The 14,861-nt window shown below is 31.5% G+C and carries 11 protein-coding genes and 1 tRNA gene; 9 read left to right on the top strand and 3 right to left on the bottom strand.

Features of this window, described 5'->3' with window-relative positions:
* Positions 1 to 15: 15 nt before the first annotated feature.
* The 5 genes from rplJ (at position 16) to MPF19_RS07095 (ending at position 9,703) form a co-directional block, all read left to right on the top strand.
* The gene (rplJ, locus tag MPF19_RS07115) at positions 16 to 531 is read left to right on the top strand and encodes a 50S ribosomal protein L10 (RefSeq protein ID WP_203394024.1); all 516 of its coding nucleotides are present in this window, start codon (positions 16 to 18) and stop codon (positions 529 to 531) included.
* Between the two features lie 51 nt (positions 532 to 582).
* Positions 583 to 957 carry a 50S ribosomal protein L7/L12 gene (rplL, locus tag MPF19_RS07110; RefSeq protein ID WP_203394025.1) on the top strand — a complete coding sequence of 125 codons (375 nt, stop codon included), beginning with the start codon at positions 583 to 585 and terminating at the stop codon, positions 955 to 957.
* A 147-nt stretch (positions 958 to 1,104) separates the two neighbouring features.
* Complete coding sequence (rpoB, locus tag MPF19_RS07105; protein WP_203394026.1) at positions 1,105 to 4,914, top strand: DNA-directed RNA polymerase subunit beta; 3,810 nt, start codon at positions 1,105 to 1,107, stop codon at positions 4,912 to 4,914.
* A 79-nt stretch (positions 4,915 to 4,993) separates the two neighbouring features.
* The gene (gene rpoC, locus MPF19_RS07100; RefSeq protein WP_203394027.1) at positions 4,994 to 9,268 is read left to right on the top strand and encodes a DNA-directed RNA polymerase subunit beta'; all 4,275 of its coding nucleotides are present in this window, start codon (positions 4,994 to 4,996) and stop codon (positions 9,266 to 9,268) included.
* Positions 9,269 to 9,391: 123 nt separating this feature from the next.
* Positions 9,392 to 9,703 carry a DUF3467 domain-containing protein gene (locus MPF19_RS07095; RefSeq protein WP_203394028.1) on the top strand — a complete coding sequence of 104 codons (312 nt, stop codon included), beginning with the start codon at positions 9,392 to 9,394 and terminating at the stop codon, positions 9,701 to 9,703.
* 14 nt (positions 9,704 to 9,717) lie between these two features.
* Here the strand turns inward: MPF19_RS07095 and MPF19_RS07090 are convergent, their stop codons facing one another.
* Both MPF19_RS07090 and aroC read right to left on the bottom strand, forming a co-directional pair.
* Complete coding sequence (locus MPF19_RS07090; protein ID WP_203394029.1) at positions 9,718 to 11,202, bottom strand: glycosyltransferase family protein; 1,485 nt, start codon at positions 11,200 to 11,202, stop codon at positions 9,718 to 9,720.
* A gap of 24 nt (positions 11,203 to 11,226) precedes the next feature.
* A complete protein-coding gene (gene aroC, locus MPF19_RS07085; protein ID WP_249987457.1) occupies positions 11,227 to 12,291 on the bottom strand; it encodes a chorismate synthase in 1,065 nt (354 codons plus the stop codon).
* A gap of 245 nt (positions 12,292 to 12,536) precedes the next feature.
* Here aroC and MPF19_RS07080 point away from each other — a divergent pair.
* The 4 genes from MPF19_RS07080 (at position 12,537) to MPF19_RS07075 (ending at position 13,473) form a co-directional block, all read left to right on the top strand.
* A tRNA-Ser gene (locus MPF19_RS07080) sits at positions 12,537 to 12,621 on the top strand.
* Positions 12,622 to 12,807: 186 nt separating this feature from the next.
* The gene (locus tag MPF19_RS19330; protein WP_284041418.1) at positions 12,808 to 12,939 is read left to right on the top strand and encodes a hypothetical protein; all 132 of its coding nucleotides are present in this window, start codon (positions 12,808 to 12,810) and stop codon (positions 12,937 to 12,939) included.
* A 9-nt stretch (positions 12,940 to 12,948) separates the two neighbouring features.
* A complete protein-coding gene (locus MPF19_RS19475; RefSeq protein ID WP_203394031.1) occupies positions 12,949 to 13,131 on the top strand; it encodes a helix-turn-helix domain-containing protein in 183 nt (60 codons plus the stop codon).
* Positions 13,132 to 13,236: 105 nt separating this feature from the next.
* The gene (locus MPF19_RS07075) at positions 13,237 to 13,473 is read left to right on the top strand and encodes a hypothetical protein (protein WP_203394032.1); all 237 of its coding nucleotides are present in this window, start codon (positions 13,237 to 13,239) and stop codon (positions 13,471 to 13,473) included.
* Positions 13,474 to 13,608: 135 nt separating this feature from the next.
* Here MPF19_RS07075 and MPF19_RS07070 read toward each other — a convergent pair whose 3' ends face one another.
* A complete protein-coding gene (locus MPF19_RS07070; protein ID WP_249987455.1) occupies positions 13,609 to 14,856 on the bottom strand; it encodes an McrC family protein in 1,248 nt (415 codons plus the stop codon).
* Positions 14,857 to 14,861 lie beyond the last annotated feature (5 nt).

Here is a 14,861-nt window from a genome sequence, read left to right as displayed (position 1 = left end):
TTAAAACTTATAATTATGACTAGAGAAGAGAAATCACAAGTAATACAAGATTTAACAGCAGTATTAGCAGGAACTAACACATTATATTTAGCAGATATTTCTGGCTTAGATGCTCAAACTACCTCTAATTTACGTAGAGCTTGTTTTAAAGCAGGAGTTCAGTTATCAGTTGTTAAGAATACATTACTTGCAAAAGCAATGGAAGCTTCAGATAAAGATTTTGGAGACTTACCAACAGTATTAAAAGGTAATACATCAATGATGATTGCTGAAGCAGCAAATGCGCCAGCAAAATTAATCAAAGATTTCAGAAAGAAAGGAAGTATACCTTTATTAAAAGGTGCATTTGCAGAAGAATCTGTATATATCGGAGATGATCAATTAGGTGCTTTAGTAGATATTAAATCTAGAGAAGAGTTAATTGGAGAAATCATTGGATTATTACAGTCTCCAGCTAAAAATGTTATTTCAGCATTACAGTCTGGTGGACAAACACTTTCAGGTATTATTAAAACATTATCTGAAAAATAATTACGCGCACAAATAAACTATAATAAACAAAATTTTTAAAACAAAATTAAAATGGCAGAATTAAAAGATTTCGCAGAGCAATTAGTTAACTTAACAGTAAAAGAAGTTAATGAATTAGCTACTATTTTAAAAGATGAATATGGTATTGAGCCAGCAGCAGCAGCAGTAGCAGTAGCAGGTCCAGCAGCAGCAGGAGAAGACGCAGCAGATGAGCAAACTGAATTTGATGTTATCTTAACAGCAGCAGGTTCTTCTAAATTAGCAGTTGTAAAATTAGTTAAAGAATTAACTGGTTTAGGATTAAAAGAAGCTAAAGGTATCGTAGATAGCGCACCAGCAGCAGTAAAAGAAGGTGTATCTAAAGATGAGGCTGAAGGTCTTAAAAAATCTTTAGAAGAAGCTGGAGCTGAGGTAGAGCTTAAGTAAGCATTTTGTCCCGAGTTCGAGTATTCGAAACGGGAAAACAAATTTAGGTTTAGGTACTAAGAACTAACGTTTTTAGACCTAAACCATTTTGTGTATATATTCGTTTTTTATTTTTATTTCAGATTTTAATCAAAAAAATATTCTCTTTTGGCAACGAAAAACACTACTGAAAGAATCAACTTCGCTACTTCTCAAATGATTAAGGAATATCCAGATTTTTTGGATATTCAGGTAAAATCTTTCCAAGATTTTTTCCAACTTCAAACTAAGGCAGAAGAAAGAGGTGAAGAAGGTTTGTACAAAACCTTCATGGATAACTTTCCAATTACAGATACAAGAAATCAATTCGTTTTAGAATTTTTAGATTACTTCGTAGACCCACCAAGATATTCTATACAAGAATGTATTGAGAGAGGTTTAACGCACAGTGTCCCTTTAAAGGCACGTCTAAAATTGTACTGTACAGATCCAGAACATGAAGATTTCGAAACTATTGTTCAAGATGTTTATCTTGGTACAATACCTTATATGACTAACTCTGGTACCTTTGTAATAAATGGTGCAGAACGTGTTGTAGTTTCTCAATTACACAGGTCTCCTGGTGTATTCTTTGGACAATCTTTCCATGCAAATGGTACAAAATTATATTCAGCTAGGGTAATTCCTTTTAAAGGTTCTTGGATAGAATTTGCTACCGACATCAATCAAGTAATGTATGCTTATATTGATAGAAAGAAAAAATTACCAGTAACAACATTATTCAGAGCCATCGGTTTTGAAAGAGATAAAGATATTTTAGAGATTTTTGACCTTGCAGAAGAGGTGAAGGTTTCAAAAGCTGGATTAAAAAAAGTATTAGGTCGCAAATTGGCTGCTAGAGTTTTAAAAACTTGGCATGAAGATTTTGTGGATGAAGATACTGGAGAAGTTGTATCAATCGAAAGAAATGAAATTATTTTTGATCGTGATACTATTTTAGAAAAAGAACACATTGATGAAATAATAGAAGCAGGTGCTAAAACCGTTTTACTACATAAAGTAGATAACGATATGGCAGATTATGCTATTATTCATAATACATTACAGAAAGATCCTACCAATTCTGAAAAAGAAGCAGTAGAGCATATTTATAGACAATTACGTAATGCAGAACCGCCAGATGAGGAGACTGCAAGAGGTATTATAGATAAGTTATTCTTTTCTGAACAAAGATATAATTTAGGTGAAGTTGGTCGTTTTAGAATGAATACTAAACTTCAGTTAAATGAACCGATTGACCAAAAGGTATTAACAAAATTAGATATTATTACTATTATAAAATATTTAATTGAGTTAATCAATTCTAAAGCGGAGGTAGATGATATTGATCACTTATCTAATAGACGTGTAAGAACTGTTGGAGAACAATTAGCAAGTCAGTTTGGTGTTGGTTTAGCTCGTATGGCTAGAACAATTCGTGAACGTATGAATGTACGTGATAACGAGGTGTTTACACCTATCGATTTGATTAATGCAAAAACATTATCATCTGTAATTAATTCATTCTTTGGTACCAACCAATTATCTCAGTTTATGGATCAAACGAATCCATTAGCAGAGATTACACATAAGCGTAGATTATCTGCACTTGGACCTGGTGGTTTATCTAGAGAAAGAGCTGGTTTTGAGGTACGTGATGTTCACTATACTCACTACGGACGTTTATGTCCGATTGAAACTCCTGAGGGACCAAATATTGGTTTAATTTCTTCACTTTCTGTATTTGCAAAAGTGAATAATTTAGGATTTATTGAGACTCCGTATAGAAAAGTGAATGAGGGTGTTGTAGAAACAGTAGAACCTACTTATTTAAGTGCTGAGGAAGAAGAGGGAATGAAATTTGCTCAATCTAACTTAGAATTAAATGAAGATGGAAGTTTTGTTGCTGAAAGAGTGATTGCTCGTGAAGGGGGTGATTTCCCTGTGGTGAATCCAATTGAGATTGATTATATGGATGTTGCACCAAATCAAATTGCATCGATTTCGGCATCTTTAATTCCTTTCTTGGAACATGATGATGCGAATAGAGCACTGATGGGATCTAACATGATGCGTCAGGCAGTTCCATTATTAAGACCAGAATCTCCAATTGTAGGTACAGGGTTAGAACGTAGAGTTGCAAAAGATTCTCGTATTTTAATCAATGCAGAAGGAGCTGGTGAGGTAACTTATGTAGATGCAAATAGAATTACAATTAAGTATGATAGAACAGAAGAAGAAAAACTTGTAAGTTTTGAATCTGATGAAGTTTCTTATAACTTAATTAAATTTAGAAAAACGAATCAAGGAACAAACATCAACCTAAAACCAATTGTAGAAAAAGGGGATAGAGTAGAAGAAGGACAAGTTCTTTGTGAAGGTTATGCAACACAAAAAGGAGAATTAGCTTTAGGAAGAAATATGAAAGTAGCCTTTATGCCTTGGAAAGGGTATAACTTTGAGGATGCGATTGTAATTTCTGAAAAAGTTGTTCGTGAAGACATATTTACATCTATTCATATTGATGAGTATTCTTTAGACGTAAGAGATACAAAATTGGGAACTGAAGAGTTAACTAATGATATTCCTAATGTTTCTGAAGAAGCTACTAAAGATTTAGATGAGAATGGTATGATCCGTATTGGAGCAGAAGTTCATCCTGGAGATATTTTAATTGGTAAAATTACTCCTAAAGGTGAATCTGATCCTACTCCGGAAGAAAAATTATTACGTGCTATATTTGGTGATAAAGCAGGTGATGTAAAAGATGCATCATTAAAAGCTTCTCCATCGTTACATGGTGTAGTAATTGATAAAAAGTTATTTAGAAGAGCTGTTAAGGATAAAAACAAGAGGTTAAGAGATAAAGAAGCAGTTGGTAAATTAGAAGCTTCTTTTGTATCTAAATTCGAAGGTTTAAAAGATGTTTTAATAGACAAATTGTTTTTACTTATTAGTGGTAAAACGTCACAGGGAGTTTTTAATGATTTAGGGGAAGAAGTTTTACCAAAAGGTAAAAAGTATACGCTTAAAATGTTAAACTCTGTGGATGATTATGTGCATTTAACAGGTTCTTGGACAACAGATAAAGAATTAAATAATTTAGTAGGTGAATTAGTTCACAACTACAAAATTAAAGTAAATGATTTACAAGGTTCTTTACGTCGTCAAAAATTTACAATCTCTGTAGGGGATGAATTACCTGCAGGAATTTTAAAACTAGCTAAAATTTACATCGCTAAGAAACGTAAATTAAAAGTTGGTGATAAAATGGCAGGACGTCATGGTAATAAAGGTATTGTTGCTCGTATTGTAAGAGCAGAAGATATGCCTTTCTTAGAAGACGGAACTCCAGTAGACATCGTATTAAATCCATTAGGGGTACCATCTCGTATGAACATTGGTCAGATTTATGAAACTGTTCTTGGTTGGGCAGGTCAAAAATTAGGGACTAAATATGCAACACCAATTTTTGATGGAGCGTCTTTAGATCAGATTAATGAGATTACAGATACAGCAGGTGTACCTAGATTTGGTCATACTTATTTATATGATGGTGGAACAGGAAAGCGTTTCGATCAACCAGCAACGGTGGGTATCATTTATATGATTAAGTTAGGACACATGATTGATGATAAAATGCACGCTCGTTCTATAGGACCATATTCATTAATTACACAACAACCTTTAGGTGGTAAAGCACAATTTGGAGGTCAGCGTTTTGGAGAGATGGAAGTTTGGGCACTTGAGGCTTATGGTGCATCAAGTATCTTAAGAGAAATCTTAACTGTGAAATCGGATGATGTAATGGGAAGAGCTAAAACATACGAAAGTATTGTGAAAGGTGAAGCTATGCCAGAACCAGGTTTACCAGAGTCATTTAACGTATTAATGCATGAACTTAAAGGTTTAGGTTTAGACGTTAGATTAGAAGAATAAATTTTTTCAGTAACCAGTTTTCAGTAGCAATTTTGTTACTGAAAACTGAATACTGCCAACTGAATACTTATCAAAAGACATGGCAAGAAAACAAGAGAAATACACTGTAAAAAAGTTTAACAAAATCTCAATTGGTTTATCATCACCAGAAGCTATTTTAGAAATTTCTAAAGGTGAAGTTTTAAAACCAGAAACTATAAATTACCGTACGCACAAACCAGAAAGAGATGGTTTATTTTGTGAGCGTATTTTTGGTCCTGTAAAGGATTATGAATGTGCTTGTGGAAAGTACAAAAGAATTCGCTACAAAGGTATCGTTTGTGATAGATGTGGTGTAGAAGTTACTGAAAAGAAAGTACGTAGAGATAGAGTAGGGCATATCAATTTGGTAGTGCCTGTTGCTCATATATGGTATTTTAGATCATTACCTAACAAAATGGGATACCTTTTAGGTTTACCATCTAAGAAGTTAGATATGATTATTTACTACGAACGTTATGTCGTAATTCAGCCGGGTATTGCTAAGAATGTGGAAGGAGAACCATTACAAAAAATGGATTTCTTAACGGAAGAAGAATATTTAGATATTGCTGATGAGTTACCACAAGATAACCAATATTTAGATGATACTGACCCAAATAAGTTTATCGCTAAAATGGGTGCTGAATGTTTAATTGATTTATTAGCACGTATCGATTTAGATGGGTTGTCTTTTGAATTAAGACATAAAGCAAACACTGAGACGTCTAAACAACGTAAAACGGAAGCATTAAAACGTTTAAATGTTGTTGAAGCATTTAGAGACTCTCAAAAAAATAGAGAGAATCATCCAGAATGGATGATTATGAAAGCTATACCAGTTATTCCACCAGAATTAAGACCTTTAGTTCCTTTAGATGGTGGTCGTTTTGCAACTTCAGATTTAAATGATTTATATAGAAGAGTTATTATTAGAAACAATCGTTTAAAAAGATTGGTTGAGATAAAAGCTCCAGAAGTTATTTTACGTAATGAGAAACGTATGTTACAAGAATCTGTAGATTCTTTATTTGATAACACACGTAAATCATCTGCAGTAAAAACTGAATCTAACAGACCTTTAAAATCTTTATCAGATTCATTAAAAGGTAAACAAGGACGTTTCCGTCAGAATTTATTAGGAAAGCGTGTTGATTATTCTGCGCGTTCTGTAATTGTTGTTGGACCAGAAATGAGATTATCTGAGTGTGGATTGCCAAAAGATATGGCAGCTGAACTTTACAAACCTTTTGTTATTAGAAAACTAATTGAAAGAGGAATTGTAAAAACAGTTAAATCTGCTAAGAAAATAATCGATAGAAAAGAACCAGTTGTTTGGGATATTTTAGAAAATGTAATTAAAGGACATCCAGTTTTATTAAACAGAGCTCCTACTTTACACAGACTTGGTATACAAGCTTTTCAACCAAAGTTAATAGAGGGGAAAGCAATTCGTTTACATCCACTTGCATGTTCTGCATTTAATGCGGATTTTGATGGGGATCAAATGGCAGTTCACTTACCATTAGGACCAGAAGCTATTTTAGAAGCACAATTATTAATGTTGGCTTCTCATAATATCTTAAACCCTGCAAATGGTGCTCCAGTTACGGTACCTTCTCAGGATATGGTACTTGGTTTATATTATATGACTAAAGAAAGAATTTCTACTCCAGAAGTTCATATTAAAGGAGAAGGTTTAACTTTTTATTCACCAGAAGAAGTTACGATTGCTTTTAACGAAGAAATGGTAGACTTAAATGCTGGAATTAAAGTTAGAACTTATGATGTAGATGAAAATGGAGAACAAGTTAGAAAAATTATAAAAACTACTGTTGGTAGAGTTTTATTTAACGAAGTTGTTCCTCCTGCTGCAGGTTATATTAATGAAGTTTTAACTAAGAAAAACTTACGTGGAATTATTGGTGGTATTTTAAAAGCGACTAACATTCCTACTACAGGAGAATTCTTAGATAATATAAAAAATATGGGATATAAATTTGCCTTCCAAGGTGGTTTATCATTCTCATTAGGGGATATTATTATTCCTAAAGAAAAACAATCTATGATTGATGAAGCCAATAAAGAGGTAGATATCATTGTAGGAAATTATAACATGGGTATGTTAACGCAAAAAGAGCGTTACAATCAGGTAATTGATATTTGGGGTAGAACCAATAATGATTTAACTGAATTATCTATGAAACGTTTACGTGAAGATCAACAAGGTTTCAACTCAGTATACATGATGCTTGATTCTGGTGCAAGGGGTTCTAAAGAACAAATTCGTCAGTTAACAGGTATGCGTGGATTAATGGCAAAACCTAAAAAATCTACTGCAGGTGGTGGAGAAATTATTGAGAATCCGATTCTTTCTAACTTTAAGGAAGGTTTATCAATTCTAGAATACTTTATTTCTACTCACGGTGCACGTAAGGGACTTGCAGATACCGCCTTAAAAACGGCAGATGCTGGTTACTTAACACGTAGATTGGTAGATGTTTCTCAAGATGTTATTGTAAACGAAGAGGATTGTGGTACACTTAGAGGTTTAGAAGTAACTCCTTTAAAGAAAAATGATGAGATTGTAGAACCTTTATCTGAAAGAATTGAAGGTAGAGTTTCTTTAAACGATGTTTATCATCCTTTAACAGAAGAGCTTCTTTTAAAAGCGAATCAACCAATTACTTATCAATTGGCAATGGCTGTTGAGAAGTCTGGAATTGATACTGTAGAAGTTAGATCTGCATTAACTTGTGAATCTACTAGAGGTATTTGTGCAAAATGTTACGGACAGAGTTTATCTACGCTTAACAAAGTTCAAATTGGTGAAGCAGTTGGTGTAATTGCAGCACAATCTATTGGAGAACCTGGTACACAGTTAACATTGCGTACATTCCACGTTGGTGGGGTTGCAGGTAATATTTCTGAAGAAAATAAATTAATTGCTAAGTTTGACGGTAAAGTTGTAATTGACGATTTACGCACAGTTGTTGGTAAAGACAATGATGGTAAAGAGGTTGAAATTGTAATTTCTAGAACAGCAGAAATTAAGATTATAGACAAGAAAACCGGAATTACTCAAAGTACAAATATTATACCTTACGGTTCTATTATCTTTGATAAAGAGCGTAAATCTATTAAAAAGGGAGATGTAATTGTACAATGGGATCCATTTAACGGGGTTATTGTTTCTGAGTTTGAAGGAAAAGTGAAGTTTGATAATCTATTTCAAGGTATTAACTACTCTGTAGAAGTTGATGAGCAAACAGGTTTCCAAGAGATTGTAATGATTGATTCTAAGAACAAGAAAATCATTCCATCTTTAATAGTAGAAGATAAAGACGGTAATGCTTTACGTTCATATAGTTTACCTTTAGGTGCACACTTAATGGTAACTGATGGAGAGAAAGTAGAGACAGGTCATACTTTAGTTAAAATACCAAGAAAATCTGGTAAAGCTGGGGATATTACAGGAGGTTTACCTCGTGTAACAGAGTTATTCGAAGCACGTAATCCTTCTAACCCATCTGTTGTTTCTGAGATTGATGGTGTTGTTTCTTTCGGTAAAATTAAACGTGGTAATAGAGAAATTATCGTAGAATCTAAAACTGGAGATATTAGCAAGTATTTAGTAAAACTTTCTAATCAGATTTTAGTTCAAGAAAATGACTTTATTAAAGCGGGTATGCCGTTATCAGACGGAGCTACAACTCCTTCAGATATTTTAAGAATTCAAGGGCCTTCTGCAGTGCAAATGTACTTAGTAAATGAAATACAAGAAGTATATCGTTTACAGGGTGTAAAAATTAACGACAAACATTTCGAAGTTGTTGTTCGTCAAATGATGCGTAAAGTTAAAATTATAGATTCTGGAGATACTTTATTCTTAGAGAATCAATTAATTCATAAGATTGACTTTATCAAAGATAATGATGAAATTTTTGGAATGAAAGTGGTTGAAGATGCTGGAGATTCTGAAAACTTAAAACCAGGTCAAATTATTTCTGCACGTCAATTAAGAGATGAAAATTCTTTATTAAGAAGAAATGATCAAAACTTAGTAGAAGCAAGAGATGCTAAACCTGCAACAGCAGAACAAGTGTTACAAGGTATTACAAGAGCATCACTACAAACAAAATCGTTTATTTCTGCAGCTTCTTTCCAAGAGACTACAAAAGTATTAAACGAGGCTGCTGTAAGTGGTAAAATAGATACATTAGAAGGCTTAAAAGAAAATGTAATTGTTGGTAAGAGAATTCCGGCTGGTACAGGTATGAGAGCTTATGAAAAAATTCTAGTTGGTCCTAAAGACGAAATAGAAAAAAGTTTCTAAATATAACGTGTAAACGTTTAAGAGTTTAAAAGTTGAATTGTTTACTGTAAGTTAATTACACTATTCAGTTCAACTTTTTTCTTTTTATAACTTTTATACATTAATAAATACACACTATAAATTATGGAAGAAAATCAAAACAAAGACGGACAAATAAATATTGAATTAGATCAAGTAATTGCGGAAGGAACCTATTCTAACTTGGCAATTATCAACCACTCTATGTCAGAATTTATTGTAGATTTTATTAATATCATGCCAGGAGTGCCAAAAGCAAAAGTAAAATCTAGAATTATACTAACACCACAACACGCCAAACGCTTAACACAAGCTTTAGCAGATAATGTTAGAAAATTTGAGGAGCAACATGGTGAAATTAAGGATTACGAGCAACCTCCAATTCCAATGAATTTTGGACCAACGGGACAGGCATAAAAAAAAGCGAAACTTTAAAGTTTCGCTTTTTTATTTGCGTAAAGTACAAACACTTTATTACCTAAATTAACTTTTTTAAATAGAGAGAATAACAAATTTGGAAATGTTTTTTTTATTATAACCATATTTGTTTCAGATTGTATTTCTTTTAACTTCTCATTTTCTAAATCATTAATAGAAAGAATTAATACGTTTGTAGTATTTTTATCAGTACTAAAAATAGATTGGTATTTGTCTTTTTCTATGTTGATGAATTTTGCATTTTTTTCTTTATAAAAATTAGCATTCAGAGACCATAGATACTTAGGGTAAAAATCATCTGTTACATAAATATTAAGGTTTTCTCTATTATTAAGTTGATGTATTTTGGACACAATACCAGCTCTTCCTTCTCCAGCAGCTCTTGTATTGGCGAAAATTAGCCCAAAAACATTCAATAATAAAATTAGAATTAGACTAATATTTAAACATTTTTTATTTTTAATAAACCACTTCTTCTCTATTATGTATTCATAAGCTACGATTAATATAATTGGGGCGAAATTAATTAATGGAAAAAGAAAGCGTATTTCTTTATGAGATACTAAAGAATGAATAATTAAAAAAGGAATTATTGCCCAAGTAATAAGACTTGTTTTTTTATGGTATGTGAAAATGATAGTTGAAGAAATTAAAAGAATTCCTATTGGTAAAAGTGCATAAAATAGAATTAGAACAATATAAAAGTACCAAGGAGATACACCAAATTCAGCAGCCTTGTTATTTATAATATTTTCTACAAAGTAATTATAAGGTGCAATGGTTAGTTCTCCATAAAACCAGGAATCTAATAGTATTCCTAGAAAAACTGTAAATAGAATACCTAAAAGGATTATTATAATTTTATTTAATTTCTCTTTTCTAATAAAGATTAGCCAGAATATAACTCCTAAAATAGCAAAAGCTATTTGATATCTAAATAAAAAACTAGAACCAAAAATTAAACCTAAAAAAAGATAATGATAATAGTTTTTTTTATTTTTTAGAATTATTGTAATTCCAAATAAAAAAAGCAATCCAGACCAAGTTTCTGATGAAAATCTAACATTAATAAAAGGTAGAAACCAGAGAAAATAACTTAAAAAATAAAAAACTATCCAGTTGCTGGTCCTGATTAATTTTTTTGCTTCGCTTATAAAGTTGTTGATAAATAAAAGAACTACAACAGCACTTAATAGTCTTAAAGTAAGTGCTTTTGAATAAGGATCTGATATTGAGAAAAAGCTTGATATTTTAAATATTAGAAATGCTAAGAATGGTTGAATACTAGACCTAATTTGTTTAGAATACTCCCAGGGAAGATCTTGAGGTGTATTGTTACCATCTAATATCCCCGAAAATTCGATGATCTGATAGTGTTCATCAGGATTAAAATACCCAACGCTAAAATAAGCTGTTAAAGTATAAAAAATTAATGCTATGAAGAAAAACTTTTTTTGCCAAGTAAATTTAAAATCCATATAAATATTAAATTTACTTAATAATTATAATTTCCTAGATTTATTAATCAACCAAAAATCTGCTAAAACCAAAGCAGTCATTGCTTCTACAATAGGTACAGCTCTAGGTACAACACAAGGATCATGTCTTCCTTTACCTGTAATCTCTGTAATTTCATATTCTGAGTTAATAGTCTGTTGAGAACTCATAATGGTTGCAACAGGCTTAAAAGCGACTCTAAAGTAGATATCCATACCATTACTAATTCCGCCTTGTATACCTCCAGATAAATTAGATTGTGTAGAACCATCTTCGTTAAAGATGTCGTTGTGTTCTGAGCCTTTCATTTTTGCACCACAAAAACCGCTTCCAAATTCAAAACCTTTTACGGCATTTATAGATAACATCGCACTACCTAATTGCGCATGTAATTTTTGAAAAATTGGTTCTCCTAAACCTACAGGTACATTTTGGGCAACACAAGTTACGGTACCACCAATAGTATCTCCTGCTTTTCTGATTTCTTGTATTTTTGTAATCATTTTTTCTGCAGAAACTTCATCCGGACAACGCACAATATTACTTTCAGTTTTAGAAAAATCTAAATCTTGATATGGTTTGTCTATAAAAATATCTCCAACAGAAGATGTAAAAGCATTGATATTCATGCTAGCAATTAGCTGTTTAGCCAAAGCACCAGCAACCACCCAATTGGCCGTTTCACGGGCAGAACTTCTTCCACCACCTCTATAATCTCTATTTCCAAACTTCTTATCATACGTAAAGTCTGCATGAGAAGGTCTGTACACATTGGTATTGTGATTGTAATCTTTAGATTTCTGATTGGTGTTTCTAATAATAAAACCAATAGAAGTACCTGTTGTTTTTCCTTCAAAGATTCCCGAAAGAAATTCAACTGTATCTGGTTCTTTACGCTGAGTAACTATTTTAGATTGCCCAGGTTTACGTCTATCTAACTCATTTTGAATGGCTTCAAAATCGAGCTCTAATCCGGCAGGGAAACCATCTATAACACCACCAATAGCAGTTCCATGAGATTCTCCATACGTTGTTACTTTTAATAAATTTCCAAAGGAATTAAATGACATAATTATATAATTAGAATAATGAATGCAAATATAACAAACTAGGTTGCAAGAATTCTAGATTCAGTAAGTTTTGTAATGATTTCTAAAAAAAATATATTGTTTGTAATACTTGATTTATAAGGAGATAGAAATATGAATGAATGATATTCAAAAATAATTAAAAATAATTCACTTTTTCTTTTTGAAAACTAAAAAATGTTTATATATTTGCAGCCGCATTCAGGGTATACCTGATGAGACACACTGGAGAAATGGCAGAGCGGTCGAATGCGGTAGTCTTGAAAACTATTGACTGTAACAGGTCCGGGGGTTCGAATCCCTCTTTCTCCGCAAAACCCTTGATAATCAGCTGATTATCAAGGGTTTCTTTTTTAAGTTGACAGTTCCTTTATTAGCTTCCCTTTCTTTTATTATTTATTTTTCCTGTATTTTATCTTTATTCTACTATTTTGTAAAGAAACAATTGATATAAATTATCGTATTGTTTGACTATAACTTTTTCTTAAAAAGACACTTATGGAAAATCCTTTTGAAATTTTAAATGAAAGATTAGATCGAATTGAGCTTTTATTACTTAAAATAGAATCATATATGGGGTTTAATGAGTTAATTCCTGTTCATTCTAAAGTTATGGATATTACTCAATGATCATCCTATTTGAGTTTATCTAAATCATGTATTTATAAATATACTCATTCTAAAAATATACCTCATTCAAAAAAAGGTAAAAAGTTATATTTTGAAAAGGAATTAATTGATAATGGGGTGCTAGAAAATAAAATACGTACAATGGATGAATTAGAACAAGAAGCCATAAAATATTCTCTAAAAAAAAGATAAATTAATAAGTTTTAGCTAAGTTTATATGATTAAATCAATTGCTAATTTAATCATGTATCAACTATAGTTGGACATTGGTAGCTGAAATAATTAAAAAATTTATAGATGAGTAATTTAAAATACATCTCTGAAAAGTTAAAAAAGAACGAAATAGTTTATTTGCTAAATGAATTTGAAGAAATAGTAATTAAATTAGTACCAATTAAAAACAGCTACAAGTGTATTGCTAAAACTAAAATTATTAAATCTAATGAATATGAAATAGACAAAACCACAAACTTGGCTTTAGAAACAGAAATAGGAGGTAAGATAATTACAAAAAAAGAATATGACGAATATTAATATGAAGAAATAAAGATAGATAGAAGGACGAAAAGCTTTAAAAAACATCTTATTACTTTGATAATATCTACTTGTTTTTTTGAATAGTATTTAAAATCTTTTTACGGGAATTTTTTTAGTTCTCAACGTTTTGGTTTATTCCTCAAAATCCAATAACTTTAAAATATCAGTAGCAATGTTATTTCTAAGATTACCATCATTATCTAAAACAGAAACAAACCCCATTTTACATTGATGATCAATTTCTTTAGGTTCTTCACTATGGATTGAGTAATCATCCGTTAAGTACGATTTAAATTTATTTTCAGATGTTTCTCCAGGATACAATAAAACGGCTTTCTCTGCATCCCAAAAACGACAATAGGCATACATTTGACGTAAATCACTTACAGAAGCAGAACTTTTTTGAGGTCGTTTCCATTTGGTGTCTATAATGTAGGTTTGATTCCCTTTTCTTAAAACAATATCAGGTCTTAAACTATTGGCTCCCCAAAATGATTTTGATTCTTGTCCTGAAACTTTAATATCTGTTCCTTCAGACGCTTTTTGGAGTTGTTTTAAAACATATTCTTCCCAAAGTTGATTCATGTCAAACAATAAAGACAACATTTTTTCTTTTCCGCTAGCAATATCTGGAGAGTAATTTAAAATAATCAATCGTGCTAAATCTAAGGCAGGTTTATAGCTATTCGATTTTCTGTTTAATATAATTGTATTTAACTGTTTTGCGGTAATGGTTTTGGTATCTACTTCAGGAAAACTTAACAGAACTCTATTTGTTGAGTCTTGCAATCTTGTGCCTTTTGTAAATTGACTTACAATAGTTAACGCTTTGTACAATACTTGATGTAAAAAATGGTTGCTATCATACACTTGATGCGTTGTATAAAAACGTTCTTTATGAACGATATTATGTCTTATGTTTCCTGCAAATTCTAGCTTTCCTTTTAGTGCTTTTGTATTTTTAGTTTGTTTTCTATATTGTTTGATGAAACCTTTTCGAACCAAGATTTCTACTTCTTTTAAGTACAACTCAAAATAGATTTCTAATAAATTAAGATGTTGTCTTTTTACATTTGCATCTCCAGAGGAATCTGCTTTAATTTTTCCACAAGCTTTCAGCATTTTTAATAAAACACCTTTCCACTTGTAATCTTCATCATCTTTATCTGCTTTTGGATTAATCTCTATAATCAAACCATCAACCTGAATAACACCAACATACTGATTAAAGCGAATCCCTTTTGCTATAGGTTCAAAATAATTGCCATCATGGTATTCGTTTAGTTTTAAAAGCGCATCTAAATGCGTTTGTTTAAAACCTTGTGTACCAATGTATAATTTTTGGTGTTCGAAAACGGATATTTTATGCTGTTTTACCAATGCTA

The organism is Polaribacter sp. Z014, from assembly GCF_023555435.1.
Taxonomy (GTDB): Bacteria; Bacteroidota; Bacteroidia; order Flavobacteriales; family Flavobacteriaceae; genus Polaribacter.
This window is presented reverse-complemented; position numbering and strand designations above follow the sequence as displayed.

Excerpts from the sequence above, each read along its gene's own strand:
- rplJ (WP_203394024.1), top strand. The coding sequence starts at position 16 with ATGACTAGAGAAGAGAAATCACAAGTAATACAAGATTTAACAGCAGTA.
- rplL (WP_203394025.1), top strand. The coding sequence starts at position 583 with ATGGCAGAATTAAAAGATTTCGCAGAGCAATTAGTTAACTTAACAGTA.
- rpoC (WP_203394027.1), top strand. The coding sequence starts at position 4,994 with ATGGCAAGAAAACAAGAGAAATACACTGTAAAAAAGTTTAACAAAATC.
- MPF19_RS07095 (WP_203394028.1), top strand. The coding sequence starts at position 9,392 with ATGGAAGAAAATCAAAACAAAGACGGACAAATAAATATTGAATTAGAT.
- MPF19_RS07090 (WP_203394029.1), bottom strand. The coding sequence starts at position 11,202 with ATGGATTTTAAATTTACTTGGCAAAAAAAGTTTTTCTTCATAGCATTA.
- aroC (WP_249987457.1), bottom strand. The coding sequence starts at position 12,291 with ATGTCATTTAATTCCTTTGGAAATTTATTAAAAGTAACAACGTATGGA.
- MPF19_RS19330 (WP_284041418.1), top strand. The coding sequence starts at position 12,808 with ATGGAAAATCCTTTTGAAATTTTAAATGAAAGATTAGATCGAATTGAG.
- MPF19_RS07075 (WP_203394032.1), top strand. The coding sequence starts at position 13,237 with ATGAGTAATTTAAAATACATCTCTGAAAAGTTAAAAAAGAACGAAATA.